The organism is Arenimonas sp. MALMAid1274, assembly GCF_049195245.1.
GTDB lineage: Bacteria > Pseudomonadota > Gammaproteobacteria > Xanthomonadales > Xanthomonadaceae > Arenimonas.
The window spans coordinates 35,213-61,068 of record NZ_JBMIRR010000023.1 but is presented as its reverse complement, the minus strand read 5'-3'; the positions used below and the strand labels follow the sequence as shown (position 1 = coordinate 61,068).

The 25,856-nt window shown below is 69.5% G+C and carries 21 protein-coding genes; 11 read left to right on the top strand and 10 right to left on the bottom strand.

Annotated features, from left to right (window positions below; translation table 11 throughout):
* Positions 1–19 precede the first annotated feature (19 nt).
* Both ACOQFR_RS03625 and ACOQFR_RS03620 read left to right on the top strand, forming a co-directional pair.
* Positions 20–2,413, top strand: a complete 2,394-nt coding sequence (locus ACOQFR_RS03625; protein WP_421378657.1) for a SpoIIE family protein phosphatase — start codon at positions 20–22, stop codon at positions 2,411–2,413.
* Positions 2,410–2,793, top strand: coding sequence for an STAS domain-containing protein (locus ACOQFR_RS03620; protein ID WP_421378655.1), 384 nt, complete (start codon positions 2,410–2,412; stop codon positions 2,791–2,793). The genes ACOQFR_RS03625 and ACOQFR_RS03620 overlap by 4 nt, the downstream gene beginning before the upstream one ends.
* Positions 2,794–2,927: 134 nt before the next feature.
* Here the strand turns inward: ACOQFR_RS03620 and ACOQFR_RS03615 are convergent, their stop codons facing one another.
* The 3 genes from ACOQFR_RS03615 to ACOQFR_RS03605 form a co-directional block, all read right to left on the bottom strand.
* Positions 2,928–3,446 carry a hypothetical protein gene (locus ACOQFR_RS03615; RefSeq protein ID WP_421378653.1) on the bottom strand — a complete coding sequence of 173 codons (519 nt, stop codon included), beginning with the start codon at positions 3,444–3,446 and terminating at the stop codon, positions 2,928–2,930.
* Between the two features lie 13 nt (positions 3,447–3,459).
* Positions 3,460–3,966, bottom strand: coding sequence for a hypothetical protein (locus ACOQFR_RS03610; RefSeq protein WP_421378651.1), 507 nt, complete (start codon positions 3,964–3,966; stop codon positions 3,460–3,462).
* A gap of 116 nt (positions 3,967–4,082) precedes the next feature.
* Complete coding sequence (locus tag ACOQFR_RS03605) at positions 4,083–6,377, bottom strand: NADP-dependent malic enzyme (protein ID WP_421378649.1); 2,295 nt, start codon at positions 6,375–6,377, stop codon at positions 4,083–4,085.
* Positions 6,378–6,555: 178 nt separating this feature from the next.
* On the opposite strand from ACOQFR_RS03605, the gene ACOQFR_RS03600 reads away from it, so the two are divergent.
* Positions 6,556–7,902, top strand: a complete 1,347-nt coding sequence (locus tag ACOQFR_RS03600) for a hypothetical protein (protein WP_421378647.1) — start codon at positions 6,556–6,558, stop codon at positions 7,900–7,902.
* A gap of 100 nt (positions 7,903–8,002) precedes the next feature.
* On the opposite strand, the gene ACOQFR_RS03595 is transcribed toward ACOQFR_RS03600, so the two are convergent.
* Together ACOQFR_RS03595 and rsgA are read right to left on the bottom strand one after the other, a co-directional pair.
* Positions 8,003–9,265 (bottom strand): flavohemoglobin expression-modulating QEGLA motif protein, encoded by a 1,263-nt coding sequence (locus ACOQFR_RS03595; protein ID WP_421378645.1) that lies wholly within the window; start codon positions 9,263–9,265, stop codon positions 8,003–8,005.
* Positions 9,265–10,341 carry a ribosome small subunit-dependent GTPase A gene (gene rsgA, locus ACOQFR_RS03590; protein ID WP_421378643.1) on the bottom strand — a complete coding sequence of 359 codons (1,077 nt, stop codon included), beginning with the start codon at positions 10,339–10,341 and terminating at the stop codon, positions 9,265–9,267. The genes ACOQFR_RS03595 and rsgA overlap by 1 nt, the downstream gene beginning before the upstream one ends.
* A gap of 61 nt (positions 10,342–10,402) precedes the next feature.
* Here rsgA and ACOQFR_RS03585 point away from each other — a divergent pair, with 61 nt between their 5' ends.
* The 5 genes from ACOQFR_RS03585 to ACOQFR_RS03565 all read left to right on the top strand — a co-directional run bounded on the left by ACOQFR_RS03585 (position 10,403) and on the right by ACOQFR_RS03565 (position 14,237).
* On the top strand, positions 10,403–10,783 hold the full coding sequence (locus tag ACOQFR_RS03585) for a DUF4345 family protein (RefSeq protein WP_421378641.1): 381 nt from the start codon (positions 10,403–10,405) through the stop codon (positions 10,781–10,783).
* A gap of 77 nt (positions 10,784–10,860) precedes the next feature.
* Complete coding sequence (locus ACOQFR_RS03580; protein WP_421378639.1) at positions 10,861–12,105, top strand: aminotransferase class I/II-fold pyridoxal phosphate-dependent enzyme; 1,245 nt, start codon at positions 10,861–10,863, stop codon at positions 12,103–12,105.
* 13 nt (positions 12,106–12,118) lie between these two features.
* Positions 12,119–12,751: an SGNH/GDSL hydrolase family protein gene (locus tag ACOQFR_RS03575; RefSeq protein ID WP_421378637.1), complete on the top strand. Its 633-nt coding sequence runs from the start codon at positions 12,119–12,121 to the stop codon at positions 12,749–12,751.
* A 94-nt stretch (positions 12,752–12,845) separates the two neighbouring features.
* The gene (gene grxD, locus ACOQFR_RS03570; RefSeq protein ID WP_421378635.1) at positions 12,846–13,775 is read left to right on the top strand and encodes a Grx4 family monothiol glutaredoxin; all 930 of its coding nucleotides are present in this window, start codon (positions 12,846–12,848) and stop codon (positions 13,773–13,775) included.
* Positions 13,776–13,907: 132 nt separating this feature from the next.
* Positions 13,908–14,237 carry a hypothetical protein gene (locus ACOQFR_RS03565; RefSeq protein ID WP_421378632.1) on the top strand — a complete coding sequence of 110 codons (330 nt, stop codon included), beginning with the start codon at positions 13,908–13,910 and terminating at the stop codon, positions 14,235–14,237.
* Between the two features lie 142 nt (positions 14,238–14,379).
* Here the strand turns inward: ACOQFR_RS03565 and ACOQFR_RS03560 are convergent, their stop codons facing one another.
* Both ACOQFR_RS03560 and ACOQFR_RS03555 read right to left on the bottom strand, forming a co-directional pair.
* The gene (locus ACOQFR_RS03560; protein WP_421378629.1) at positions 14,380–14,610 is read right to left on the bottom strand and encodes a hypothetical protein; all 231 of its coding nucleotides are present in this window, start codon (positions 14,608–14,610) and stop codon (positions 14,380–14,382) included.
* A 278-nt stretch (positions 14,611–14,888) separates the two neighbouring features.
* Positions 14,889–15,665 (bottom strand): AMP nucleosidase, encoded by a 777-nt coding sequence (locus ACOQFR_RS03555; RefSeq protein WP_421378626.1) that lies wholly within the window; start codon positions 15,663–15,665, stop codon positions 14,889–14,891.
* A gap of 136 nt (positions 15,666–15,801) precedes the next feature.
* Here ACOQFR_RS03555 and ACOQFR_RS03550 point away from each other — a divergent pair, with 136 nt between their 5' ends.
* Both ACOQFR_RS03550 and ACOQFR_RS03545 read left to right on the top strand, forming a co-directional pair.
* The gene (locus ACOQFR_RS03550) at positions 15,802–17,190 is read left to right on the top strand and encodes an amidohydrolase (RefSeq protein WP_421378623.1); all 1,389 of its coding nucleotides are present in this window, start codon (positions 15,802–15,804) and stop codon (positions 17,188–17,190) included.
* A complete protein-coding gene (locus ACOQFR_RS03545; protein WP_421378620.1) occupies positions 17,187–18,458 on the top strand; it encodes an amidohydrolase family protein in 1,272 nt (423 codons plus the stop codon). Before ACOQFR_RS03550 ends, ACOQFR_RS03545 begins: the two co-directional genes overlap by 4 nt.
* 13 nt (positions 18,459–18,471) lie before the next feature.
* Here the strand turns inward: ACOQFR_RS03545 and ACOQFR_RS03540 are convergent, their stop codons facing one another.
* The 3 genes from ACOQFR_RS03540 to ACOQFR_RS03530 all read right to left on the bottom strand — a co-directional run bounded on the left by ACOQFR_RS03540 (position 18,472) and on the right by ACOQFR_RS03530 (position 22,425).
* Positions 18,472–20,898, bottom strand: coding sequence for a TonB family protein (locus ACOQFR_RS03540; protein ID WP_421378617.1), 2,427 nt, complete (start codon positions 20,896–20,898; stop codon positions 18,472–18,474).
* Between the two features lie 97 nt (positions 20,899–20,995).
* A complete protein-coding gene (locus ACOQFR_RS03535; protein ID WP_421378614.1) occupies positions 20,996–21,469 on the bottom strand; it encodes a DUF421 domain-containing protein in 474 nt (157 codons plus the stop codon).
* 20 nt (positions 21,470–21,489) lie between these two features.
* Positions 21,490–22,425 (bottom strand): GGDEF domain-containing protein, encoded by a 936-nt coding sequence (locus ACOQFR_RS03530; RefSeq protein ID WP_421378611.1) that lies wholly within the window; start codon positions 22,423–22,425, stop codon positions 21,490–21,492.
* A gap of 162 nt (positions 22,426–22,587) precedes the next feature.
* Between ACOQFR_RS03530 and ACOQFR_RS03525 the strand changes: the two genes are divergently transcribed.
* Complete coding sequence (locus tag ACOQFR_RS03525; RefSeq protein ID WP_421378608.1) at positions 22,588–25,833, top strand: amidohydrolase family protein; 3,246 nt, start codon at positions 22,588–22,590, stop codon at positions 25,831–25,833.
* Positions 25,834–25,856 lie beyond the last annotated feature (23 nt).

Genomic DNA, 25,856 nt, shown 5'->3' with positions numbered 1-25,856 from the left:
CGGTACGGCGCGCCGACGCGTGGGGTGGCGGCGCAGCCTGCGCACGCGGCTGGTGCTGCTGTCGTCCATCAGCAGCGCGCTGCTGATGGTGGTGGTGGCGGTGATCTTCTACGCCGCCATGCGCAGCCTGCTGGTGGACAACGCCCGCGGCGAAGTGCGCAGCCTGGCCGAGCAGACCACCCGCGGCCTGGCCGCCACCCTGGGCTCGGTACAGGTGAGCGGCCAGAACCTGGCCGCCAGCGCCGCCGGCATCGGCCGCGACCCGCTGGACCTGCGCACGCTGCTGATGGCCACGGTAGGCTCCGACCCCGACATCTTTGGCGCCATGCTGATCATCGAGCCGGGCCGGCTGTCGCCGGACGATCCCGGCTTCAGCTGGTACGTGCGGCGTTCGGTCAGCGGCTACACCGAGTCCACAGTGCCCGACCTGGGCTACGACTACCGGGTGATGGACTGGTACATCCGCACCACCACCGCGGCCGGGCCCTGGTGGTCCGAGCCCTACGCCAGCGCCGCGACCGGCGGCACCACCTACATCACCTACAACCTGCCCCTGCGGCGGCCGGGCGAAGGCGGGCTGCCGGGCGCGGCCATCGGCATGGTCAGCGTGGACGTGCCGCTGGCGCGCCTGAATGCGCTGCTGGGCGAGGTGCCGGACCACCGCGAGCTGCGGCCCACGCTGATATCGCCCGAGCGGCGGCTGGTGCTGCACCCGGATCCGGCGATGCGTTCGATGACCCTGGACCAGGTGGTGGCCGGCGGCCGCACCGACCTGGCGCCGATGCTGCAGGCGCTGCGCGAGGGCCAGCCGATCGCGATCGAGCACGTGGCCATGGCCGGCAGCGACGGCGTGCGCGAGGGACAGGACCGCTACAGCCTGGGCTTTCCGATCGGCAATACCGGCTGGGCCTTCGCGCTGTCGGCGTCGAACGACTACGTGCTGGCCGAGCTGAACCGGATCACGCTGTGGGTGGTGCTGGTAGGGCTGTGCGGCGTGCTGCTGAGCATGGCGCTGGTGCGGCGCACGTCGGGGCTGATCGCCAAGCCGATCGAGGACCTGACCGAATCGGCGCGGCAGTTCGGGCTGGGCGAGTTCGACCAGGCCTTCGGGCACCAGCAGCGCGAGGACGAGGTGGGCGTCATGGCGCGCGCCTTCGACGGCGCGCGCTCGTCCATCCGCCAGCAGATGGACGAGATCGCCGACATGGGCGCGGCGCGGCAGCGGCTGGAGAGCGAGCTCAACATCGCCCGCGAAATCCAGCTGGCGATGCTGCCGCAGCCGCACGAGTTCGATGCGGGCGATGTGCATGTGGAATTCCACGGCATGCTGGTGGCGGCGAAGGCGGTGGGCGGCGACTTCTACAACCTGTTCGAGCGGGACGGGGATTCGGTGTGGTTCGTGATCGGCGATGTGTCGGACAAGGGCGTGCCGGCGGCGCTGTTCATGACGCGCACGATGACGGTGCTGGAGGTGGCGGCGCAGCTGGGCGGTTCGCCGGGGCGGGCGCTGCACGAGGCGGCCAAGCACCTGGTGGAGAACAACGAGACCTGCATGTTCGCCACGGTGCTGTGCGGGGTGATCGAGCTGCGCACGGGGGCGCTGTCGCTGGCCAGCGCGGGGCACGAGCCGCCGGTGCTGCTGCGGGCCAATGGCGCGCGCGAATTCCTGCCGGTGCCGTCGGAGGCGCCGCTGGGCGTGTCGGTGGCCGACACCTATCCGGTGTGGCGTGGCCGGCTGCTGCCGGGGGACACGTTGTTCACCTATACCGATGGCATTACCGAGGCATTTGATCGTGGCAACGAGGCGTTCGGTACGCAGCGGCTGCTCGATGCACTGGATCCTTCGCTCGACGCGCGGGCGCAGTGCCAGCGGGTGGTGGATGCGACGAACAGCTTTGCCGGCGATGCGCCGCAGTCGGACGACATCACGGTGTTCGCGCTGCGCTACAAGCGCGATTCGGTCGCCGACCGGAGCTATACGGTGAAGGCGCGGCTGGACCAGCCGCTGCCGGCGGACCCGGTGCGCGCCCTGCTGGCCGAAGTGGACGCGGGGCTGGCGGGGCACGGGCTGCCGGCCACGGTGATGCACGACATGCACCTGGTGATCGAGGAAGTGGCCTGCAACATCCTCAGCCACGGCAGTGCGCTGGACGGGCCGGGGCCGGCGCTGGAGTTCGTGGCCACGGTGCAGGGCAGCGAGCTGGCGATGGAATTCCGCGATACCGGCATGCCGTTCGATCCGCTGAGCCAGCCCTCGCCCGATCTGGACGCGGACATCGTGGACCGGCCGATCGGCGGGCTGGGCGTGCACCTGGTGCGGGAACTGGCCGAGCAGGTGGCGTACAGTCGCGACAAGGATTACAACGTGCTGCGCGTCGTGCTGCACATCCCCTATCCGGAGCCCACTGCATGAGCCTGAGCATCGAGATATTCCCGGTCGCCAACGACAACCAGCGGGTGTCGCTGGCGGGGCGGCTGGACACGCACACCTACGGCGACCTGGATGCGCGGCTGGGGCCGGTGCTGGAGTCGCCGATCCGGTCGCTGGTGCTGGACCTGGCGGGGCTGGAATACATCAGCTCGGCGGGCGTGCGCTCGATCTTCAAGGCGCGCAAGGCGCTGCACGCGCGCGGCGGCAAGGTGGTGGTGGTGAACCCGCAGCCGCAGATCCAGAAGGTGTTCGACGTGGTGAAGGCCGTCCCGCTGGACGAGATCTTCTCGTCGGTAGCCGAAGCCGACGCCTACCTCGACGCCATGCAGAAAAAAGTCCTCCGCGGCGACGACGACGACTGAAAACATACCAGGTATGTTTTCTTTGTCTCTGAGACTGTCTCAGCCAGGATGAAAACATACCTGGTATGTTTTCGTCATCTGAGCAGGTGGAGGGTGGCGTAGACCACCAGAGAGACGACCACGCAGTCAGATCGTCATGGTTTTGCCAGCCAGAGGGCGCCGTACGTGGCGAGCGATGACAGGCTGAAGGCGAGATTTTCCCACCACCGGCGCACGGGATCCTCGCGGGAACGGGTGATGTCCAGCACCAGCTGCCACAGCATGAACGAGGCCATGATCCAGTAGATCACCGGGAATAGATGTGCGTCGAAACCGTAGTCACTCGCAGATTTCCCGAACCACGACAGGAGCACGTCGATCTGCGAGAGGATGCCCAGTACGCCAATAGCGCCGTTCAAGAACATCCAGCCGATTTCGGCCAGGCTGAACAGAGCGGCGTAAAACAGGGCGAAGAAGATGATCCCGAAGCCGCCTATGATCACCAGCCCACCCATGTTCGGCCACTTCCCCGCGTAGGCGAACCCGAAGCTGAAGGCGCCGAACAGGCATATCTGCAGGAAAATCGTCGGGTAGACAATCAGCGGCGACAACTCGGTGCCAGCGCGATAAAAGTCTTTTCCGTACCGGATGTCGTATCTGAGACGAAGCGCCACGAGTTTCTGCCGGTTAGCGAAGCAGGTAGAGTCCGCCGTACACCACCAGCGAGCCGACTACATAGATGGCCTCGACCATGCGCTTGCGGGCCGGCTTGTCACGTGAGCCGGTCAGGTCCAGCAGCAGCTGGCGCAGCAGGAAGGTGTAGAGGATGTAGTACAGGAACGGGGTGACATTCACCCACGGCGAGAACTCGTCCAGCGACTTGCCGAACCAGCCCAGGATGGTGTCGATCTCCATCCAGATGCCGAGCAAGCCCAGGCCTGCATTGATCAGCATCCACTTCACCTCGTCCCGGCCGAAGATGGCCAGGTAGAAGATCAGGTAAACGAAGATCGCGATCCCGCCATGCAGGTAAAGGAAGAGCAGCGGCACCTCGCCGCTGTAGGCCATCAGGAAGCCCGACAGCCCGAACATGGCCATGTGCACCAGGAAAAACGGATAGATGAAGACCATCGGCGCCCGGTCGCCGGGCTTGAACGCCTTCCCGTTGATCGTCACCCCAGACTTGAGCTTCATCTCCGCCCCCCCCCCCACGGAAAACATACCTGGTATGTTTTCTTCGTCGCTGAGACTGTCTCAGGGAGAAAGAAAACATACCTGGTATGTTTTCATGCCTGGTATGTTTTCATGGGTCAGGTGCGGGCGGCGCGGATTTGGGCGTCTACGGCGGCGATGGCGGTCATGTTGACGACGCGGCGGACGGTGGCCGAGGGGGTCAGCACGTGGGCCGCGCTGGCCAGGCCCATCAGGATCGGGCCGATGCCGACGCCGTCGGACACCGTGCGCACCAGGTTGTAGCCGGCGTTGGCCGCGTCGAGGTTGGCGAACACCAGCAGGTTGGCGCGGCCGCTAAGCGTTGAATTGGGGAAGATGTGCCGGCGCGCCACCTCGTTCAGCGCGATATCGGCGTGCATCTCGCCCTCGACCTCCAGCTTCGGCGCCCGCTCGCGCAGCAGCTGCAGCGCATCGCGCATCTTGCGCGAGCTCAGCGACTCACTTGAACCGAAGTTGGAATGACTCACCAGGGCCGCCTTCGGCACGATGCCGAACAGCTTGAGCCGGAACGCCGCCTGCACCACCGACTCGGCCACTTCCGCCGCCGTCGGCTCCACGTTCACGTGGGTATCGGTGAAGAACAGCACGCCGCTGTCGTTGAGCACCGCGCTCAGCGCCGACACCCGCTTGCACTCGCTCTCCAGCCCCAGGATCTCGCGCACGTAGCGCAGGTTGCGCACGAACCTGCCCACCAGCCCGCACAGCATCGCGTCCGCCTCGCCCCGCCGCACCATCAGCGCCGCGATCACCACGTCGCGCGAGCGCACCAGCGCCTTCGCCGCCGCCGGCGTGATGCCCTTGCGCTGCATGATCTCGTGGTAGAGCTGCCAGTAGTCGTTGAAGCGCGGGTCGTCGTTGATGTTGGTCACGTCCACGTCCACGCCGATGCGCAGGCGCAGGTTCAGGCGCGCGATGCGGCGCTCGATCACCGCCGGCCGCCCGACCAGGATCGGCCGCGCCAGGCCCTCGTCCACCACCGTCTGCACGGCGCGCAGCACGGTCTCTTCCTCGCCCTCGGCGTACACCACGCGCTTGCGGTCGGCACGCGCGCGGTCGAACACCGGCTTCATCAGCAGGCCCGTGCGGAACACCCAGCTGTTGAGCCGGTCGCGATAGGCCGCGATGTCGGCCATCGGCCGCGTCGCCACGCCCGAATCCATGGCCGCCTTGGCCACCGCCGGCGCCAGCGACACCAGCAGGCGCGGGTCGAACGGCCGCGGGATCAGGTAGTCCTCGCCGAAGCGCGGCGTCTCGCCCGCATACGCCGCGCCAAGGTCGGTGGCCTCGCGCCGCGCCAGCTCGGCGATGGCGTGCACGCAGGCCAGCTTCATGTCCTCGTTGATCATCGTGGCGCCCACGTCCAGCGCGCCGCGGAAGATGTAGGGGAAGCACAGCGCGTTGTTGACCTGGTTCGGATAATCGCTGCGGCCGGTGGCGATGATGGCATCGGGCCGCGCGGCCTTGGCCAGTGCCGGATCGATCTCGGGCGTGGGATTGGCCAGCGCGAAGATGATCGGCCGCGCCGCCATCGTCGCCAGCATCTCGGGCTTCAGGACGCCGCCGGCCGACACACCGATGAACACGTCCGCGCCATGCACGATCTCGGCCAGGCTGCGCGCCGCGCTGTCGCGCGCGTAGCGCACGATGCCGTGGTTCCAGCCGCCTTCCATCAGGTCGGGCCGGCCCAGGTGCAGCACACCGTCCTTGTCGCTGACCAGGATGTTCTCCGGCCGCACGCCCAGCGCCACCAGCATGTCCAGGCAGGCGATGCCGGCCGCGCCGGCGCCGCTGACCGCCAGCCTCACCTGCGCGATGTCCTTGCCCACCACATGCAGCGCATTCACCAGCGCCGCGCCGACGATGATGGCGGTGCCGTGCTGGTCGTCGTGGAAGACGGGAATCTTCAGCCGCTCGCGCAGCTTCTTCTCCACCACGAAGCATTCGGGCGCCTTGATGTCCTCGAGATTGATGCCGCCGAACGTGGGCTCGAGCGAGGCGATGATGTCCACCAGCTTGTCGGGATCGTTCTCGTTGATCTCGATGTCGAACACGTCGATGCCGGCGAACTTCTGGAACAGCACGCCCTTGCCCTCCATCACCGGCTTGCCCGCCAGCGGCCCGATGTTGCCCAGGCCCAGCACCGCGGTGCCGTTGGTGATCACGCCCACCAGGTTGCCGCGCGCGGTGAGCGAGCTGACCTGGCTGGGATCGGCGACGATGGCTTCGCACGCGGCAGCGACGCCCGGCGAGTAGGCCAGCGCCAGGTCGCGCTGCGTCACCATGGCCTTGGTGGCGGTGACGCGGATCTTTCCGGCCGGCGCCTGGCGGTGGTAGTCGAGGGCGGCCTGCTTGAAATCTTCTTGTTCGGACATGGGGTCTGCGGTCTCGAGGCGGCGCCGGCAGCGCGGCCATGGGGCACAGCGCCGGTGCGGCGCGTGACGGGGGCCTTGATTGTAGCGGGCCAGACTGGCGGCTGCCGACGCCCCGGTATGGACCCTGTGGTCATTGGCGCCACAGCCCGCCAGAATGCCGGACCGCCAAGGAACCGCCATGTCCGAGCCAACCCAACGCAGCACGCCCATGCCGCCGTGGCTTGTCCTGGCTTGCGTGATGGTTTTCGCCGCCATGGTTCAGTTGAGGTTGGCCCTCAACCCCGGGTACTTCAGCCATGACGAGCTGCAGTGGGGCGTCCTGTCTCAGGCGGCCGGGTTTTCGGAGCTTCCCTGGGTAGGCTGGCTGGATGTGGACACGTTCCAGTGGCGGCCCCTGACGTTCAACCTCTGGCTTCCCATCTCGCACCTGCTTTTCGACTCACCCCGGCTGTTCCACACGCTGTGGGTGTTGATCGGCAGCGCGATGGCCACGGCCCTGGCAGGGCTGCTGCTGCGACTCGGGCTGACGACGTTCATGACGATCGTTGCAGGCTGGGCCTTCGCCTTGAACCCGTATGCCGTGTACGTGCACGGCTGGGTTGGAACGTTGGCGGATCTGATCTGGGTGGGGCTCGCCCTTTGCCTCGCGCACCTGGTGCTGAGCCTCCATCGGCGCGGAAGCCACGGCATCGGCGTAGCCCTGATCGGTTTCGCCCTGACCTCACTGGCACTGATGGCCAAGGAAGCCGCCGTGGTGATGCCCGCCTTGTTGGCCCTGACCTGGTTCGCAGCCGGTCGCAGCACTACCGTGGCCTGGGCGACCGGCGGCAGCGCCTTGGCGGCCATCGGCTACCTCGCGTTGCGCCTGGACGTGCTGCTGAACCCGAGCGAGGCGGCCTACGCGACCTCCATCGGATTCGTGCCCCGCAACCTCATGGCCTACGTGCTGTTCCCGCTGCGCCCCTCGTCGTTCGAAATCCAGGGCTTCCTGCCGATCGGAATCGCGCAACTGGTCGTATCTTCGCTGCTGTGGCTGGGGCTGGCCTGGTTCGTGCTTCGGGTATCGCCACGCCTGGGGCTGCTGCTGCTTGCAGGTGCACCGCTCGCACTTGCCCCGGTGCTGCCGCTGGAGATGATGTCGAACCAGTACGCCTACGGCGCGTCTGCTTGGGTAGTGGGATGTGTCGCGCTGGCCGCAGACCGCATGCGACGACCGTCGCGCGCGCTGGTTCTGGTGGTGATGGCCGTGTCGCTGTGGCACGGCCAGAACATCAGCAAGGAAATGGCCCACATCGGCGAGCGGCAGATGAACTTCCACGGTTCGCTGGCGGACCTGCTGCCCATGTCCCGGGAACCGCTGAAGCTGTACGTACCGGAGTCCGATCGCTGGATCTACGGTCGGCTCACGCATGAGGTTCCGTCGTGGCATGGCATTCCGGTGGCCGGTCGCCTGCAGTGGGTGGACCGAGAGAAGGCGCACTTCATCGTAAGCGACGACGGCAGCCTGCAATCCGCGCAGCCCTAACCGCCCGTTACGGAAATCTCCGCATCATCCACCAGCAGGAAATACCCTTCCTGCAGCGCCAGGCACAGCACCACGAGTCGTCGCATCACGCGGCCTCCGGTCAAAGCCCCAGCACGAGGTCGTCCGCATCCACCCGATCCAGCCGGATGCGGTTGGCGAACAGCGAAAACGCCAGCATGCCGGCCAGTCCGTTTGCGCGCTGGATCCATGGCGGCAGGTAGAGCGGCTCGGCCAGCACGCCTTCGTCGAACAGCGGCTCCAGCGCGAACACGTCCTGCAGGCTCATCTTGCCGGCGAACAGCAGCCGCGTCAGCCGCAGGCGGCGATGGCGCAGGCACCAGCGGAAGAAGGTGTGCACGCTCAGCAGCCCGTGCAGGTACACGGTGTCCTTGGTGAAGGCCGCGCCGCCGGTGACCGGCACGCCGCGGAACACGCGCTGGGTGGACGCGAAGCTGTCGGCCTCGGTCTGGCCGGCATCCAGGAAGAATCGGAAGATCTCGATGAAATCGGCGCCGCGCAGCGCGTGGTCGATGGCGACGATGCGCAGGCTGATGCGCTTCATGCGCTCGATGTCGATCGCGCCGGTGATGAGTTCGGCGAAGGTGGCCAGGCCTTCCTGCGTGCCGGTGACCCGCGGCGAGGTGCGCGCGAAGGACTTGAAGTGCGGCTGCTCGCGGCCGTTGAGTGCGCTGAGCGAATGCACGAAGGCCTCGTGCTCCAGCAGCTGGTGGCGGTCGTACTCGGAGAAGCCGGTGGCGCTGCGCAGGCGGATGCGGGTCGGGCCGGCGGCGGCCTTGGCGATCAGGTCGGGGTCGAGTTCAACGCTGACCTTGTGCCGGGTGAAGAACTTGTCCAGCGCCAACTGCAGCTCTTCCTGCACGGTCTGCGCCGACAGCACGTAGTCGGCCTCGCTGGCGCCCAGTTCCTGGTCCAGCTCGTCGGCCAGGTCGATGAAGTGGCGCGCCGCCTCCAGGTTGCTCGGGCCCTCGCCCGGCAGCGCGTCGCCGGGGCGGCCGAACAGGCGGATCGAATGCTCGGTGACTTCCGGCGTGCCCAGCGCTTCCAGCAGCCGGGTGGCGATGATCCAGCTTTCGGCGGTGCGGCGCAGGTAAACGCCGATCGGGTGTTCGTTGTCGGCGGCGGCGTAGATCGCTTCGAGCTCGGCGCGCACCGTGGAATGGTCCTCGCGCGGGTAGGCCACCACGGGCAGGGCGATCCGGCGCGCATGCCACTGGCTGAAGAAACGCTGCTGCACGTCCTGCGGCCAGCTTACCGACTGCAGCAGGCGCAGGCCGCGCACCGCCGACACCAGGCGCGCGTCGAGCGCGGCGTGGTGCTGCATGGCGGGGCTGAGGTCGGGCATCAGCGGCGTCCGAGCTTGTCCTTGTTGCGCTTGTGCGCGGCCTTCTGCGCCAGCGCCTCCTCGGCGCGGCGCTGGGCCTGCGTCACCGCGGCGGCGTCCACTTCGTCGCGCAGCTTGATGTAGTGGCGGTAGCGGGCCTCGTCCAGGGTGTCGTCCTCGATCGCGGCGCGCACCGCGCAGCCCGGCTCGTTGCCGTGCACGCAGTCGCGGAAGCGGCAGTGCGCGGCCAGGGCCTGGATGTCCTCGAAGGCGTCGACAATGTCCTCGTCGCCGCTGAACTTCACCTCGCGCATGCCGGGGGTGTCGATCAGGCAGCCGCCCTGCGGCAGCGGCGTCAGCACGCGCGAGGTGGTGGTGTGCCGTCCGCGCGAGTCGTTGCCGCGCACGGTGTTGGTCTTCATCTTCTCGCGGCCCAGCAGCGTGTTGGTCAGCGTGGACTTGCCGGCGCCGGAGCTGCCCACCAGCACCACCGTGTGGCCGGCGGCGAGGTAGGGATGCAGCACTTCGCAGCTCTGGCGGTCCTTTGCGTTGACGGCGTGGATCGGCACGCCCGACTGCTCGACGTCGTACAGCAGGTCAATGCAGTCCTGCACGATCTCGCACTCGTCGGCCTTGGTCAGCACCAGCACCGGCTCGGCGCCGCTGGCGCGGATCAGCACCAGGTAGCGTTCGATGCGGCGCGGGTTGTAGTCCTGGTCCAGGCCCACGACCACCAGCACGTGGTCCACGTTGGCGGCGATCAGCTGCTGGCGGTGGTGTTCGCCGGCGGCGCCGCGCTTGAGGATGGAGCGCCGGGGCAGCAGGGCCAGGATGTTCTTGCCGCTTTCGTCCAGCGCCACCCAGTCGCCGACGGCGGCGCGCTGCTCGGGCGGGAAGCGCGGCCGGGTCCAGGGCAGCGGCGGCTGCACCTTCAGGATTTCGTCGGCCTGGGTGGCCACGTCGTAGGCGCTGCGGTGCTGGCCGACGACGCGGGCCAGGGTGGCGCCGTCGGCCGCGGCGAGGGCCTCGCGGCTGGCGTCGTCGTCGGGCCAGCCGATGGCGCGCAGTCGGTCGAGGGCTTCAGGAGTGGGCTGCATTGCCGCCGATGATACCCCTGCCTGCACGCTGCGCTCACTGCGGCGGGCACAGGCTGGGGCCATGAACACGTTCGGCAAATGGGTTTTGGTGCTGGCGGGCCTGGGTTTCCTGGGCTTCGGCGTGGCGATCGTGATCGACCCGGCCGTGGTTCTTGGGGCCGTCGGCATCAGCGGCACGCCGGCCGGCCTGGTCGAACTGCGGGCCTTCTACGGCGGGCTGGAGCTGGGCTTCGGGGCCTTCCTGCTGGCCTGCGCCTGGCGGCGGGAATGGTTCCGGGCGGGGCTGTGGCTGGTGGCGCTGTCCAACGGTGGCATCGCGGCCGCCCGGCTGCTGGGGATCGCGACCAGCGGCGAATTCACCGGGTTCTTCGCCGGGGCCCTGGTCTGGGAGCTGGGCTTCACCCTGGCCGCCGTGCTGGCGCTGCGGGCCAAATCGCGCTGACGCGAGCGGATTCCGGCTGAAAGCACGTCAAGATTCCGTTAATCTCGGGCCAGCATCCTGGTCCGAGTCTCCCTGCAATGCCCCACACGCCCCTGCCGACCCGCGAAAGCCTGCGCGAGGTCCGTTACGACATCCGCGGTGAACTGTCCCGCCGCGCCCGTGAGCTGGAAGGCCAGGGGCGGCAGCTGATCCGGCTCAACATCGGCAATCCCGGCGCCTTCGGTTTCCGCGCGCCCGAGCACCTGCAGTCGGCCATCGCCGGCAACGTGCACGAGTCCGATCCCTACACGCACCAGCAGGGCCTGCCGCTGGCGCGCGAGGCCGTGGCCGCCTTCCATCGCGCGCGCGGCACGCCCAATGCCACCGCCGAGCGGGTGTTCATCGGCAATGGCGTCAGCGAGCTGATCGACATTTCGCTGCGCGCGCTGCTCAATCCGGGCGAGGAAGTGCTGCTGCCCTCGCCCGACTACCCGCTGTGGAGCGCGGCCACCATCCTCAACCAGGGCCGGCCGGTGTATTACCCGTGCCGACCCGAGAATGGCTTCCTGCCCGACGCGGCCGAGATCGAGAAGCTGATCACGCCGCGCACGCGGGTGCTGGTGGTGATCAATCCGAACAATCCCACCGGCGCGAACTATCCGCGCGAGCTGCTGCAGCAGCTGGTGGAGATTGCGGCGCGGCACAGGCTGCTGCTGATGGCCGACGAGATCTACGACGGCATCCTGTACGACGAGGCCAGCTTCACGCCGCTGGCGCCGCTGGCCGGCGAGGTGCCGTGCCTGAGCTTCGGCGGGCTGTCGAAGGTGTGGCGCGCCTGCGGCTGGCGCGTGGGCTGGGCGGTGCTGTCGGGCGATCCGGTGCGGGTGGGCGACTACCACCATGCGATGGACCTGCTCAGTGCGCTGCGGCTGTGTGCCAACGTGCCGGCGCAGTTCGCGGTGCCGGCGGCGCTGACGGGGCCGGAGACCATCCGCGACCTCACCGGCGCGGGCGGGCGGCTGCACGAATCGCGGCGCGCGGTGATCGAATGCTGTGCGGCCAGCGAGCACCTGGACCTGGTGGCGCCGGCCGGTGCGCTGTACGCCTTCCCGCGCGTGATCGGCGATGCGGCCGTGGGCTTCGACGACCAGGCCTTCGCGCTGGAGCTGCTGGAGGACGAGGACGTGCTGGTGGTGCCGGGCAGTGGCTTCAACGTGCCCGACTCGCTGCATTTCCGCATCACGCTGCTGCCGGATGCGGCGCTGATCCGCGAGGTGTTCGCGCGCATCGAGCGGGCGCTGGGGCGGCACGCGGCGCGCGCGCGTTCGCGGCACGTGGCCTGAGGGGCGGCGGCCGATGGCGCGGGCCGCAGGTGCCGGGGCGCCGCTGAAGTACCTGGCGCTGGGCGATTCCTACACCATCGGCGAATCGGTGCCGGAAGCGGGCCGCTGGCCGGTGCAGCTGGTGGCGGCGTTGCGCGAGCGCGGCGTGGCAATCGACGAGCCGCGCATTATCGCCACCACCGGCTGGACCACCGACGAACTTGCGGCCGCGATGGATGCGGCCGAGCCGCTGGGCCGCTGGGATGTCGTGTCGCTGCTGATCGGGGTCAACAACCAGTACCGCGGCCGCGACGTGGCCGACTACCGCGGCGAGTTCACGGCCCTGCTGCAGCGGGCGATCACCCTGGCCGGCGGCCGCGCCGACCACGTGCTGGTGCTGTCCATCCCCGACTGGGGCGTCACCCCCTTCGGCCAGGCCAGCGGCCGCGACCCCGCCCGCATCGCCGCCGAACTCGACGCCTACAACGCCGCCGCCGCCTCAATCTGCGAAGCCCACGGCGTCCCCTTCGTCGACATCACCCCCGCCAGCCGCGCCCCCACCGCCGGCATCGCCGAAGACGGCCTGCACCCCTCCGCCCCCCAATACACCACCTGGACCCACCTCACCCTCGAGAAAACATACCAGGTATGTTTTCTTTCCCGATGAGACAGCACCGGCGGGGGTGACGGAAAACATACCTGGTATGTTTTCTTTTTCGGTGAGGGGGTGGCGTAAAATGGGGGAACCCACGGAGTACGCCATGTCCCTTTCGCCTGAAGTCCGCAGCCGCATTGAATCGATCCTGGGCGCGCACCGCGTCGTGTTGTTCATGAAGGGCAGCCCGCAGGCGCCGCAGTGCGGCTTCTCCGCCAAGGCGGTGGGCATCCTGGGCGGGCTGGTACCGGGCTTCGGGCATGTGGACGTGCTGGCCGACCCGGAAATCCGCGAGGGCATCAAGGTCTACGGCCAGTGGCCGACCATCCCGCAGCTTTATGTCGGCGGCGAGCTGCTGGGCGGCAGCGACATCATCGAGCAGATGCTCAACAGCGGCGAACTGCACGAAGCCCTGGGCCTGCCCGCCCCGGACCGCACCCCGCCCCGCATCGAGATCAGCCCGGAGGCCGCCGAGGCCATCGGCCGCGCGATGGACGGCGCCGAACCCGGCGCCGTGCTGCACCTCAACGTGGACCCGCGCTTCAACGCCCGCTTCGAGCTCAAGCCCGCCAATGGCCACGAGATCGTCGCCGAGTCCGCCGGCATCCGCCTGCACTTCGACCTGGCCAGCGCCCCGCGCGCCAACGGCATCCGGATCGACTGGGCCCAGGACCCGCGCGGCGCCGGCCTGGCCATCCACAACCCGAACGCGCCGCCGCCGGTGAAGCCGCTGGGCGTGCAGGAACTTCACGACCGCATCATCGCCGGCATCATTGACGTGGTGGACGTGCGCCCCGCCCACGCCCGGGCCCTGGCCCCCTTCCCCCACGCCCACGAGGTGCTGGACGAGGACAGCGCCGAGCGCCTGGGCGCCCTGCCCAAGGACCTGCCCCTGGCCTTCCTCTGCCACCACGGCATCTCCAGCCGCCAGGCGGCCGAGCACTTCCGCGGCCTGGGCTTCCACGACCTCTACAACGTCGAGGGCGGCATCGACGCCTGGTCGCTCGAAATCGACCCCCGCGTGCCCCGTTACTGAACGACAGCCCCGCTCTTCACGTAAGCGCTATTGGCGGGGCTAGAGTTAATACGCTAATTTGGTCACACTTTAGGCTCGCCCGGCCGGAGTCCCCCACCCGCACGGGCACGGCCATGACTCAGGAGGGGTGGGATGCGTACCTTGTTCGTGGTCTGCGTGACCGTGGCGCTGACGGCCTGTGGCGGCGGCGGTGCGGGCGGGAGCGGCAATGCCAACGAGGCCGCGGCCGAAGCCTGCAAGCTGGCCGCCGAATCCCGACTCAACGGCAAGCTCTACACGCTCGACCAGCCCGCGCTGGCCGCCAGCATGAAGGATGCGCCCAACGGCGAAAAATTCCTGACCGCGCCGATCGTCATCGAGCCCGGCCTGACCTCGGAAGTGAAACAGATCGTGGAGTGCACGGTGCGCTTCGACGAGGGCAAGGAAACGCCGGACGTGGTGGGCTTCGTCTTCAACTGGTAAGCCCCGGGCGCCGACCTCACGAAAGCGCCGTCGCCATAAAAAAACGCCCCGGCAAGCCGGGGCGTTTGATTTTGCGCCGCAGGATCCGGCAGGGCCGCATCACGCAGGCAAATCCGCGAGTCGGGGGCCTCGCGGCTACCGCTTACTTGTTGCCGTGCTGCTGCGAACCGGTCTTGCCCGGCTCCGGGGTCTTCTCGACATCGGACTGGCCCGGCTGGCGGGTCTTGTCGGTCTGCGACTGGCCCTGCTGGCCCGGCTCCGGCTTGGTCTGGCCCGGCTGCAGCGGCTTGTCGGTCTGCGACTGGCCCTGCTGCTTCTGCGGATCGGTCGGCTTCTGGGTCTGGGTGTTCTTGGTGTCGTTGTTGTTGCTCACGATGGTTCTCCTAGGCGGGGGGAAAAGATCGCAGCTTTTTTCCGGCTGCCCAGGAACAGTTGCAAGGCGCGTGCCAATGCTCGGCGGCGAACTGAAGTTAATCGCGCAGGGGCACCGTGCATCCTGCGAAAGCGCGGCGCAGCGCGCTTTGCGCTGCACCGGCGCGCGGCACGTTCAGCATCATCAATTCTGGTCTTAACGTTCCTTGCAAAACGAAGGCCGCAAGCTCGCTGCGTTACGCAAGACGGGCATGGCAACACGCATGTGCGCCATGCCGCTTATTCATCGAAGCGAAGGTGCTTGACTGACTTGCCGTGGCGACGGATCAGGCGCAGCGCCTCGATGCCGATCTGGATGTGACGCTCGACGAAATGCTCGGTGACGACGCGGTCGGACGCCTCGGTCTTCACGCCTTCGGGCACCATCGGCTGGTCGGACACCAGCAGCAGCGCGCCGGAAGGAATCGAGTTGGCGAAGCCGGCCGAGAACACCGTGGCCGTCTCCATGTCGATGGCCATGCAGCGCAGCTTGCGCAGGTATTCCTTGAAGGCCTCGTCGTGCTCCCAGACGCGGCGGTTGGTGGTGAACACCGTGCCGGTCCAGTAGTCGTGCTCGAGGTCGCGGATCATGGTGGACACCGCGCGCTGCAGCGCAAACGCCGGCAGCGCCGGCACCTCGGGCAGCAGGTAGTCGTTGCTGGTGCCCTCGCCGCGGATGGCGGCGATCGGCAGGATCAGGTCGCCCAGCTGGTTCTTGCGCTTGAGCCCGCCGCACTTGCCCAGGAACAGCACCGCCTTGGGCAGGATGGCCGACAGCAGGTCCATCACGGTGGCGGCATTGGCGCTGCCCATGCCGAAGTTGATCATGGTGATGCCGTCGGCGGTGGCGCTGGGCATCGGCCGGTCCAGGCCGACGATGGGCGCGCCCGTGAGCCGCGAGAACGTGTTGAGGTAGCCGCCGAAATTGGTCAGCAGGATGTGCTCGCCAAACTCGCCCAGGGGCACGCCGGTGTAACGCGGAAGCCAATTGCTGACGATGGCCTGTTTGTCTTTCATGGTCTTGTTTTCCTTGTTGTTGTTTTTCTACGCCTTGCCCCGCCATTCTGCCACGCAGGCCTTGAACCGTGACCGGATGGGCTTGTCCGGCGCACGCCCGGGGCGCTAGGGTGGCCCGGTCCCAGGGGAGAGACCGATGACCGCACGCCTCAAGGCCACGCTGGTGGCCGCCATCCTGTTTGCCTTGCCGGCGCTGGCGCCGGCCGCCGACCCGGCCTATGCCAGCACCTACCGTGCGCCGGCCTCGGGCCCGGTGCTGATCCGCAATGCCACCGTGCTCGACGGCAACGGACAGCGCCTGGACGGCGCCGACGTGCTGATGCGCGAGGGCCGCATCGTGGCCGTGGGCGCGGGCCTGCAGGCCGGTGATGCCAGCGTGGTGGACGGCCAGGGCAAGTGGGTCACGCCCGGCATCATCGACGTGCATTCGCACCTGGGCGTGTACCCCAGCCCGGGCGCCACCGCGCACAGCGACGGCAACGAGATCACCTCGCCCGTGACCGCCCAGGTCTGGGCCGAACACGGCGTGTGGCCGCAGGACCCGGGCTTCGGCGCGGCCCTGGCCGGCGGCGTCACCACGATGATGGTGCTGCCCGGCTCGGCCAACCTGATCGGCGGCCGCGGCGTGGTGCTGCGCAACGTCGCCGCCACCACGATGCAGGAAATGAAGTACCCCGGCGCCCCGCACAGCGTGAAGATGGCCTGCGGTGAAAACCCCAAGCGCGTGTACGGCGGCCGCGGCCAGTCGCCGATGACCCGCATGGGCAACCTGGCCGGCTACCGCGCCGCGTTCGCCGAGGCGCAGGCCTACCGCCGCAAATGGGACGCATACGACGCGTCGCAATCATCCTCGGGCGGCCGCGCGAAGAAGGGCGAACCCGCCGCCGAGCCGCCGGCGCGCGACCTGCGCATGGACACCCTGGCCGACGTGCTGCGCGGCGAGATCACGGTGCAGATCCACTGCTACCGCGCCGACGAGATGGCGCTGATGCTGGACCTGGCCAAGGAATTCGGCTTCAAGATCGCCGCCTTCCACCACGGAGTCGAGGCCTACAAGCTGGCCGACCGCCTCGCCGAGGAAAACGTCTGCGGCGCGCTGTGGGCCGACTGGTGGGGCTTCAAGATGGAGGCCTACGACGGCATCCAGGAAAACATCGCCCTGGTGGATCGTCCCGAGAACGGCTGCGCAATCGTGCACTCGGATTCCTCCGAAGGCATCCAGCGCCTGAACCAGGAAGCGGCCAAGGTGATGGCGCGCGGCGAGCGCGTCGGCCTGTCGCTGCCGCCCGAGCGCGCGATCCGCTGGCTCACGTCCAACGCGGCCCGCGCGATCGGCATCGCCGACAGCACCGGCAGCCTGGACAAGGGCAAGCGCGCCGACGTGGTGGTGTGGAACGGCAACCCCTTCAGCGTCTATGCCCAGGCCGAACGCGTGTACCTGGACGGCGCCCTGGTGTACGACCGCAAGGACCGCGCGAGGCAGCCGGTCACCGACTTCATGCTCGGCCAGGAGGTGGCGCCATGAGCCGCCTGCTGCTGGCCCTGGCCCTCGCGGTCGCCCTGCCCGCGTCCGCGCAGGACCTGCTGATCCGCAACGCCACCGTGCATCCGGGCGCCGCGCCCGGCGTGCTCAAGGACCACGACGTGCTGGTGCAGGGCGGCGTGGTCCGCGCGATCGGCGTGGACCTGGCCGCGCCCGCGGGCGTGGCCGAGGTGGACGCCAAGGGCCGCTCGCTCACGCCCGGCCTGTTCGGCGGCCTGACCGGCCTGGGCATCAAGGAAGTGTCGGGCGAAGTGGCCACCGTGGACGCCAACCTGAGCCTGGGCACCAGCGTGCCCGCGCCGGAGTCGGCGTGGCGGCCCGAGTTCGACGTGGACCTGGCCTTCAACCCGGCCTCGGTCGCGATCGGCGTGAACCGCGTCGAAGGCGTCACCTGGACCGTGCTGTCGCCCGGCAGCCAGCCCGGCGGCAGCTTCGTCGCGGGCCAGGGCAGCGCGGTGCTGCTCGACGGCCGCTACGAGGCCGCGGTGCCCGGCAGCCGCAGCCTGTTCGTGAACCTGGGCGGCGGTGCGTCGCCCTTTTCCGGCGGCAGCCGTGCCGGCCAGTGGATGCTGCTGGAACAGGCCGTGGCCGAAGCCCGCACCGGCGCCTCCGAAGGCCTGTTGACCAAGTCGGGCCGCGGCGTGATGGCGCGCTATCTCGCCGGTGGCCGCGTGGTCTTCCACGTGGATCGTGCCGCCGACATCCTGCAGGTGCTGGCGTTTGCGAAGAAGCACGGCCTCAAGCCGGTGATTGCGGGCGGCGCCGAGGCCTGGCGCGTGGCGCCGCAGCTGAAAGCGGCCGACGTGCCGGTGCTGGTGGACGCGCTGGCCAACCTGCCGTCGAACTTCGACTCGCTGGGCTCGACCCTGGAAAACGCCGCACGCCTGCATCGCGCCGGCGTGCGCGTCGCGTTCTCGCAGTCCGGCGACTCCACGCACAACGCGCGCAAGCTGCGCCAGCTGGCCGGCAATGCCGTGGCCAACGGCCTGCCCTGGGACGCGGCGCTGGCGGGCATCACCTCCGTGCCGGCGGAAATCTTCGGGCTGTCGGCGCAGCGTGGCCGCATCGCCGTGGGCCAGGTCGCCGACCTGGTGCTGTGGAGCGGCGCGGACCCGCTGGAAGTGACCGTGGTGGCCGAACAGGTGTGGCAGGCCGGCAAACCCGCCAGCATGCGATCGCGCCAGACCGAACTGCGCGATCGTTACCTGGCGCCGACCGGCGCCCTGCCGCGCGCCTACCCCGCGCGCTGAGCCCGCGCTGGACTCAGCGGAAGTTGATGGTGCGGGTGATGGTGACGGTTTCGTCCAGCGGCTCGAAGCGCCAGTTGCGCACGGTGGACTGCACCGAACGCTCGAAGGTGCCGCGCGGCCGGGCGCTGAGGATGCGTACGTTGCTGACGCTGCCGTCGCGGGCAATGGTGATCTGCACTTCCACCGTGCCGGTGATGCCGCCGCGCAGCGCCCCGACCGGGTAGTTGGGCTGCGGCGTGCTGACCGCGATCGGCGTGAGCCGGCGCGGCGGTGCTGCGGCCGCCTGCGCGGCCAGGGCCTGGGCCGCGGCCTGCGCATTGGCCTGCTCGGCGGCCAGGCGCGCGGCCTCGACGTCGGCGGCGGCCTTGCGTTCGGCCAGCCGGGCCTCGCGCTGCTGGCGGGCCGCTTCCAGGGCCTCGCGGCGGCGGGTCTCGGCGATGCGCGCCTGTTCGGCCGCGCGCGGATCGGCGGGCGTGGCGGCAGGCGCGGTGGCGACCGGTCGGGCCGGCGCTGCACGCGCGGCGGCGGCGGCGCGCGCTTCCTCGAGCTTGCGGATTTCCTGCTCTCGGCGGGCCAGCGCGGCGGCGCGGGCCTCTTCCAGCTTGCGGGTCTCGGCGGCAAGGCGATCGGCCTCGCGCTTGCGGGCTTCGTCGGCGCGCGCCTGCGCATCGGCCGCTTCGCGCTCTTCCTCCATGCGCACGGACTCGGCCTTGCGGCGCGCCTCTTCGGCCAGGCGCTCCTGCTCGGCGGTGCGCAGCTGGTCGAGCATGTCGATCTTGGCCTTGACCTCGAACAGCACCACGGAAGGTTCGTCCAGCGTGACCGTGACCGCCTGCTCGAGCTTCACGTCGGGACGCGCCAGGCTGGTGCAGCTGACGGCGTAGGTGCCCGGCGCGAGCTCCAGCCGCTGGGTGGCCATCGGCTTGAGCACGCCGCGATCGATGCCGTCCAGGGCGAGGCTGCAGTCGGCGTCGGATTCGATCAGCAGGCGGGCATCGCCCACCGGCAGCGGCGGCGGCGTCGCGGGCGCGACCGGCGCGGCCACCGGATCGACCGCGGCCGCGGTGCCCGCGTCCTGCGCGCCCTCGGGCGACCGTCCCAGCAGGAACCAGGCCAGGGCCAGCACGACCAGCACCGCGGCACCGGCGGCGAACATCATCGGCCGTCGATTCGCCGGCGCCGGCGGTGCCGAGCGCGGCCGGAACTGCAGCGAGGGCCCGACCTGGGTGGCCGCAGCCGGATCGACGCCAGGGTCTTCGATGGCGACCATGGGCGTGCGCGCACGCGGCGGCGGCGTCGAGCCTTTGGCCGGCGTGGCGGCACGCGGCGGCGGCGGAGCGTCGTCACCCGGTGCGGCCGGGGCGGGCGGATTGGCCGCGCTGGCGGCCTTGGCGGCATTGTAGGCGGCATTGGCCGCCAGCGCCCGCAGGCGGATGGACGTGGGCGGCACCGGGGTCTTGGCGGCGCCTTCCGCGGGCGCGGGCTCGGAGCCATCCAGCCTGGCCGGCCCCTGGAGGCTGGTCGGCGGCGACGGAACCTTTTCCAGCCGTCGCGCGGAAATGGCCGCGGCCACGGGCGATGCGAACCGCGGCGCCGCGCGTCCGCCCTCGGCGGCTTCGCCGTCGAGCGCGACCACCAGCTTCTCGATGAACTGGCCGGCGGTGGCCCAGCGCTCTTCGGGCTTCTTGGACAGCGCGCGCGCGATCACCTGCACCGCGCGTTCGGGCAGCGCCGACAGCCGGTCCAGCGCCAGCGGCGCATTCACGTGCTTGTACATCACCGCGTACGGGGTATCGGCGTCGAACGGCAGCGAGCCGGTGAGCCACTGGTAAACCATGATGCCGACCGAGTAGACGTCGGTGCCCGGCCCGATCTGGTCGCCCTGTGCCTGCTCGGGCGACATGTACTGCGGCGTGCCCAGCACCGCGCCGGTGCTGGTGATGGTGGTGCGGCCCTGCAGCAGGCGCGAGATGCCGAAGTCGGCCAGGTAAAGTTCGCCACGCTCGCCCAGCAGCACGTTCTGCGGCTTCAGGTCGCGGTGCACCACGCCCAGGCTGTGCGCGTGGTCGAGCGCGTCGGCGATCATCGTGAAATAGGCCAGGCCGACGTCGCGGCCCAGCGGCTCGCGCTCCATGCGTTCGCCCAGGTGGCCGCCGCGCACCAGCCGCAGCGCCATCCACGGCACGCCGTCGTCGATGCCATAGCTGTACAGCGGCACGATGTGCGGGTGTTCGAGCTTGGCGATCAGGCGCGCCTCGCGTTCGAAGCGCTCGGTGAAGCCGGGCTCCTCGAGCAGGTCGATCGGCAGCACCTTCAGCGCCACCTCGCGGTCCAGGCCGGTCTCGTAGGCGTTGTAGACCGTGGACATGCCGCCCCGCCCCAGCTTGGCGACGATGACGAACGGACCGATGGTTTCGCCGATCTGGATCGAACTGCGCATGGATTCCCCGGGAGACGCGCGCCCTCGGGTCCAGTCTACCTCCAGCCGGCGGGCCGCCGTCCAGCCCCCGCCGGCGCGCCCGGAAACCGGGCCGGGACTAGTCGCGCCTGCGGATCAGGGTGATGTGGCCGTCGGTTTCGATCCAGCCGCGGCGCACCTCCGACAGGTCTTCCATGCCGGCCCGGCGCAGGGCCTCGTCCAGGTCCAGTTCGCTCACGCCCTCGCCCAGCAGGCGGGCCTTGTCGAGCTGGCCGTCCTCAATGATCTGCACCACCTTGCCTTCGACCATGCGGTGCATCCACCGGCTGCGCGCGGTGATCCAGCCCACGGCGTGGTTGAGCAGGATCAGGGTGGCGGCCAGCAGCAATCCGCCCAGCAGCGACACGTCCTCGCCGATCAGCGAGTTCTGCACCGCGGTGCCCAGCAGGATCAGCAGGATCATGTCGAAGGGCGTGAACTGCCCCACCGACCGCCTGCCCGACAGGCGCACCATCACCAGCAGCGCCAGGTACACGGCAACGGCGCGCAGGATGAACTCCCACCAGGGCATGGCCAGCTCGAAAAGATGCATTGGGGACTCTCCGCGGGGGGTTACGCGCTCGCCGGAACGGCAGCGTCGGCCACCACCATGTTACGTCCGGAGTCCTTGGCCATGTACATGGCGCGGTCGGCGCGGTCCACCAGCGCGTCCAGCGCCTCGGCCTCGCCGAGGTATTCGGCGGCGCCGATGCTGACGGTCAGCTCCACCACTTCCTCGCCGATCTGCCGGCAGTGGTCCTGCACGGCCATGCGGATGCGCTCGGCCACGGCAATGGCGTGCACGCGCTTGGCGCCCGGCAGGGCCACCGCGAATTCCTCGCCGCCCATGCGGCCCAGCACGTCGCCACCGCGCAGTTCGGCGGCCACGGTGCTCGCCACGGCGCGCAGGCAGTCGTCGCCGACGCCGTGGCCCAGGCTGTCGTTGATCAGCTTGAACAGGTCGATGTCGAAGAACAGCACCGACACCGGGCGCGACGGCTGCGCCTCGGTGGCATCGGCCACGATCTGGTCCAGGCGCGCGCGCCAGGCACCGCGGTTGAGCGCGCCGGTGAGGGCGTCACGTTCGGAATCGCGCTTGGCCTGCTTGGCGGCGGCGCGGGCGTGGTCGCGTTCCTCGAGCAGGGCGTGCATGCGCCGCGCCAGCCGGTCCACAAGCCAAAGGCCCCAGGCGCTGGCGGCCAGGCCCAGCGCCAGCGACACCAGCGGCAGGCGCGGCACCAGCCAGGCACCGATCAGCGCCGCGGCCAGAGCCGACAGCGCAAACGGGATCCAGGCCGAACGCGGCGCCACGCGCTCGCGCAGCACGCGCCAGCACACGGCCATGGTGGTGGCCAAGGCCACGCCCATGCCCAACGAGAACCAGGCCAGCATCGCCGTGGCCGGATACGCCGGCGTGCTCACCTGTGCCAACGCCGGGCCACACAGCAGCAGGCTGCCGCCAAGGGCGGCCAGGCAAAAGGGGCGTCGGCGCTGGGGGGATCGCGACATGGCCCTACTGTCCGGCACCCCTACGCCCAGCACAAGCCCTTGACCGGCTTGGCATTTGATTACCGCCAACCGGCTCACGCTTTCCGCGGCCCGTGACCTTCGGGCTTGGGGTGGACCGGCGGCATCGCCTAGCATCGCCGGGTCCCTCATCTGGAGTCGCGCATGTCCCCTTCCCGTCGCCCGCTCGCGCTGGCCGTGTGCCTGGTCCTTGGCATCGGTGCCACGTCCGCCAAGAGCCCCGAGCCTCCGAAGTGGGACGTCAATGGCGCGCATGCCAAGGCCAAGTCGGTGCGCTTCAGCACCGACGAGGGCACGTGGCTGGACCTGGACGTGAGCCCGGATGGCCGCACGCTGGTGTTCTCGATGCTGGGCGACCTGTACACGCTGCCGATCGAAGGCGGCCAGGCGCGGCGGCTGGCGGGCGGCGCGGCCTGGGAAGTGCAGCCGCGCTTCTCGCCCGACGGCAAGGAGATCGCGTTCACCTCCGACCGCGGCGGCGGCAACAACCTGTGGCGCATGAAGGCCGACGGCAGCGGCCTGGCGCAGGTGAGCAAGGAGGATTTCCGGCTGCTCAACAACCCGGTGTGGACGCCGGACGGCCAGTACCTGGTCGGCCGCAAGCACTTCACCTCGACCCGCTCGCTGGGCGCGGGCGAGCTGTGGATGTACCACCGCGACGGCGGCGCCGGCCTGCAGCTGACCAAGCGCAAGAACGACCAGCAGGACCTGGGCGAGCCGGCGATCTCGCCCGATGGCCGCTACGTGTATTTCTCCGAGGACGTCAGCCCCGGCGGCGCCTTCGACTACAACCGCAACGTGCACGGGCTGATCTACGCGATCCGTCGCCTGGACCGCGAGACCGGCGAGTTCGACACCGTGGTGGGCAGCGCCGGCGGCGCGGTGCGGCCGCAGCCGTCGCCGGACGGCAAGTCGCTGGCCTTCGTCAAGCGCATCCGCGACAAGACCGTGCTGCACACGCTGGACCTGGGTTCGGGCGAAGTGCGCGCGGTGTGGGACGGGCTGTCGCACGACCAGCAGGAAGCGTGGTCGGTGTTCGGGCCCTACCCCAACTTCGACTGGACGCCGGATTCCAAAGCGGTGGTGATCTGGGCGCAGGGCAAGCTGTGGAAGGTGGACGTGGCGGCCGGTGCGGCCAGCAACATTCCGTTCACGGCCGAGGTGTCGCAGACGGTGCTGCCGGCGCTGCGCTTCGAGCAGGCGCTGGAAGGCGATGCGTTCGCGCCGAAGATGATCCGCGACGTGGCCACCAGCCCCGATGGCAAGACCCTGGTGTTCCATGCGGTGGGCCAGCTGTGGACGCGCTCCCTGCCCGACGGCGCGCCGCGGCGGCTGACCGCGGAGGCCTCGGCCTTCGAGTACCAGCCGTCCTTCAGCGCCGATGGCCGCAAGCTGCTGTACACCACCTGGTCGGATGAAGGGCTGGGCACGATCCGCGAACTGGACCTGGCCAGCGGTGCGTCGCGAGCGCTGACCACGCAGCCTGGCTTCTACTACGGGCCGCGCTATTCGCCCGACGGCAGCCGCGTGGTGTTCGCGCGCCAGGGCGGCGGTGGCCTGACCGGCAGCCTGTGGAGCGGCGTGCGCGGCGTGTTCGTGATGCCGGCCGCGGGCGGCGAGGCGGTGCAGGTGGCGAAGAACGGCGCGGATCCGCAGTTCTCGCCCGACGGGCGCCGGGTGTTCTTCCTCACCGGCGGCGGGCTGGAAAAGAAGCTGATGAGCGTGGGCGTCAACGGCGAGCTGCCGCGCGAGGTGTTCAACCTGAAATACGTGGACTTCGTGGCGCTGAGCCCGGACGGCAAGTCGGTGGCCTTCACCGAACTGTTCAACGGCTACGTGGCGCCGCTGCCGCAGACCGGCGGCGCGATCGAACTGGGCAAGGACACCAAGGCCATCCCGGTGACGGCGCTGGGCACCGACATGGGCAGCTACCTGCACTGGTCGGCCGATTCGCGCGCGCTGCACTGGATGGTGGGCGACCGCTACCACACGCGCGCGCTGTCGGCGGGCAAGGCCGATGCCGGCATCGCGGTGGGCCTGAGCCTGCCGACCGACCGGCCGGCCGACACCTTCGCCCTGGTGGGCGGGCGCGTGGTCACCATGCGCGATGCCGAGCGCACGCAGGAAGTGATCGAGGACGGCGTGGTGGTGGTGCGCGGCCGCGACATCGTGGCGGTGGGCAAGCGGGGCGAGGTGGCGATTCCCGCCGGCGCGGGCGAGGTGGACGTAACCGGCAAGACGGTGATGCCGGGCATCGTGGACGTGCATGCACATGCGGCCAACTTCGGCCAGGGCGTGGTGCCGCAGGCGAACTGGGCCTACGCGGCCAACCTGGCCTTCGGCATCACCACGATGCACGACCCGTCGGCCACCACCGAGTTCGTGTTCTCGCAGAGCGAACTGGTGAAGGCCGGGCGCATGGTGGGGCCGCGCATGTTCTCCACCGGCACCATCCTGTACGGCGCCGATGGCGACTTCAAGGCGGTGGTGAACTCGCTGGACGACGCCCGCGGCCACCTGCGCCGCATGCAGGCCAACGGCGCGTTTTCGGTCAAGAGCTACAACCAGCCGCGGCGCGACCAGCGCCAGCAGATCAACCAGGCCGCGCGCGAGCTGGGCATGCTGGTGGTGGAGGAAGGCGGAAGCACCTTCCAGCACAACATGACCATGATCGTGGACGGCGTGACCGGCATCGAGCACAACATCCCGGTGGCGCCCCTGTACCGCGACGTGACCGAACTGTGGCGCAACACCCAGGTGCGCAACACGCCGACCCTGGTGGTGAACTACGGCGGCCTCAACAGCGAGCGCTACTGGTACGCGCGCCAGGACCTGTACGAGAACAAGCGGCTGCAGCACTTCTTCCCGCAGCAGACGCTGGACGCGCGCACCATCCGCCGCGAGACCGCGCCCGAGTGGGACTACTACCACGTGGAAGTGGCCCGCGCGGCCAAGAAGCTGCGCGATGCCGGCGTGCGCATCCAGGTGGGCGGACACGGGCAGATGCAGGGCATGTCGCCGCACTGGGAGATCTGGTCGCTGGCGCAGGGTGGTTTCTCGAACTGGGAAGCACTGCGCGCGGCCACCATCGACGGCGCCGACTACCTGGGCCTGTCGCGCCAGCTTGGCTCGCTGGAGGCCGGCAAGCGCGCCGACCTGGTGGTGGTGGACGGCAATCCGCTGGAGAAGATCCAGCAGACCGCCGAAACCGCGATGGTGATGGTCAACGGCCGCCTGTTCGAGACCAACGGCCTGGCCGAAGTGGGCGGCCTGCAGCGCCCCGCCCCGGTCTTCTTCTGGCAGCGCCACGGCAACGGCGTCCAGGTCGGCCTGGACTACGGCCCCACCGCCCCCTGCCACTGCCCCAAATCTACCCCCCACACCCACTGACCGGAAAACATACCTGGTATGTT

Coding starts and splice junctions, on each gene's coding strand:
- ACOQFR_RS03620 (WP_421378655.1), top strand. CDS start 2,410: ATGAGCCTGAGCATCGAGATATTCCCGGTCGCCAACGACAACCAGCGG.
- ACOQFR_RS03610 (WP_421378651.1), bottom strand. CDS start 3,966: ATGAAGCTCAAGTCTGGGGTGACGATCAACGGGAAGGCGTTCAAGCCC.
- ACOQFR_RS03605 (WP_421378649.1), bottom strand. CDS start 6,377: ATGTCCGAACAAGAAGATTTCAAGCAGGCCGCCCTCGACTACCACCGC.
- ACOQFR_RS03600 (WP_421378647.1), top strand. CDS start 6,556: ATGTCCGAGCCAACCCAACGCAGCACGCCCATGCCGCCGTGGCTTGTC.
- ACOQFR_RS03595 (WP_421378645.1), bottom strand. CDS start 9,265: ATGCCCGACCTCAGCCCCGCCATGCAGCACCACGCCGCGCTCGACGCG.
- rsgA (WP_421378643.1), bottom strand. CDS start 10,341: ATGCAGCCCACTCCTGAAGCCCTCGACCGACTGCGCGCCATCGGCTGG.
- ACOQFR_RS03585 (WP_421378641.1), top strand. CDS start 10,403: ATGAACACGTTCGGCAAATGGGTTTTGGTGCTGGCGGGCCTGGGTTTC.
- ACOQFR_RS03580 (WP_421378639.1), top strand. CDS start 10,861: ATGCCCCACACGCCCCTGCCGACCCGCGAAAGCCTGCGCGAGGTCCGT.
- ACOQFR_RS03575 (WP_421378637.1), top strand. CDS start 12,119: ATGGCGCGGGCCGCAGGTGCCGGGGCGCCGCTGAAGTACCTGGCGCTG.
- grxD (WP_421378635.1), top strand. CDS start 12,846: ATGTCCCTTTCGCCTGAAGTCCGCAGCCGCATTGAATCGATCCTGGGC.
- ACOQFR_RS03565 (WP_421378632.1), top strand. CDS start 13,908: ATGCGTACCTTGTTCGTGGTCTGCGTGACCGTGGCGCTGACGGCCTGT.
- ACOQFR_RS03555 (WP_421378626.1), bottom strand. CDS start 15,665: ATGAAAGACAAACAGGCCATCGTCAGCAATTGGCTTCCGCGTTACACC.
- ACOQFR_RS03550 (WP_421378623.1), top strand. CDS start 15,802: ATGACCGCACGCCTCAAGGCCACGCTGGTGGCCGCCATCCTGTTTGCC.
- ACOQFR_RS03545 (WP_421378620.1), top strand. CDS start 17,187: ATGAGCCGCCTGCTGCTGGCCCTGGCCCTCGCGGTCGCCCTGCCCGCG.
- ACOQFR_RS03540 (WP_421378617.1), bottom strand. CDS start 20,898: ATGCGCAGTTCGATCCAGATCGGCGAAACCATCGGTCCGTTCGTCATC.
- ACOQFR_RS03535 (WP_421378614.1), bottom strand. CDS start 21,469: ATGCATCTTTTCGAGCTGGCCATGCCCTGGTGGGAGTTCATCCTGCGC.
- ACOQFR_RS03530 (WP_421378611.1), bottom strand. CDS start 22,425: ATGTCGCGATCCCCCCAGCGCCGACGCCCCTTTTGCCTGGCCGCCCTT.
- ACOQFR_RS03525 (WP_421378608.1), top strand. CDS start 22,588: ATGTCCCCTTCCCGTCGCCCGCTCGCGCTGGCCGTGTGCCTGGTCCTT.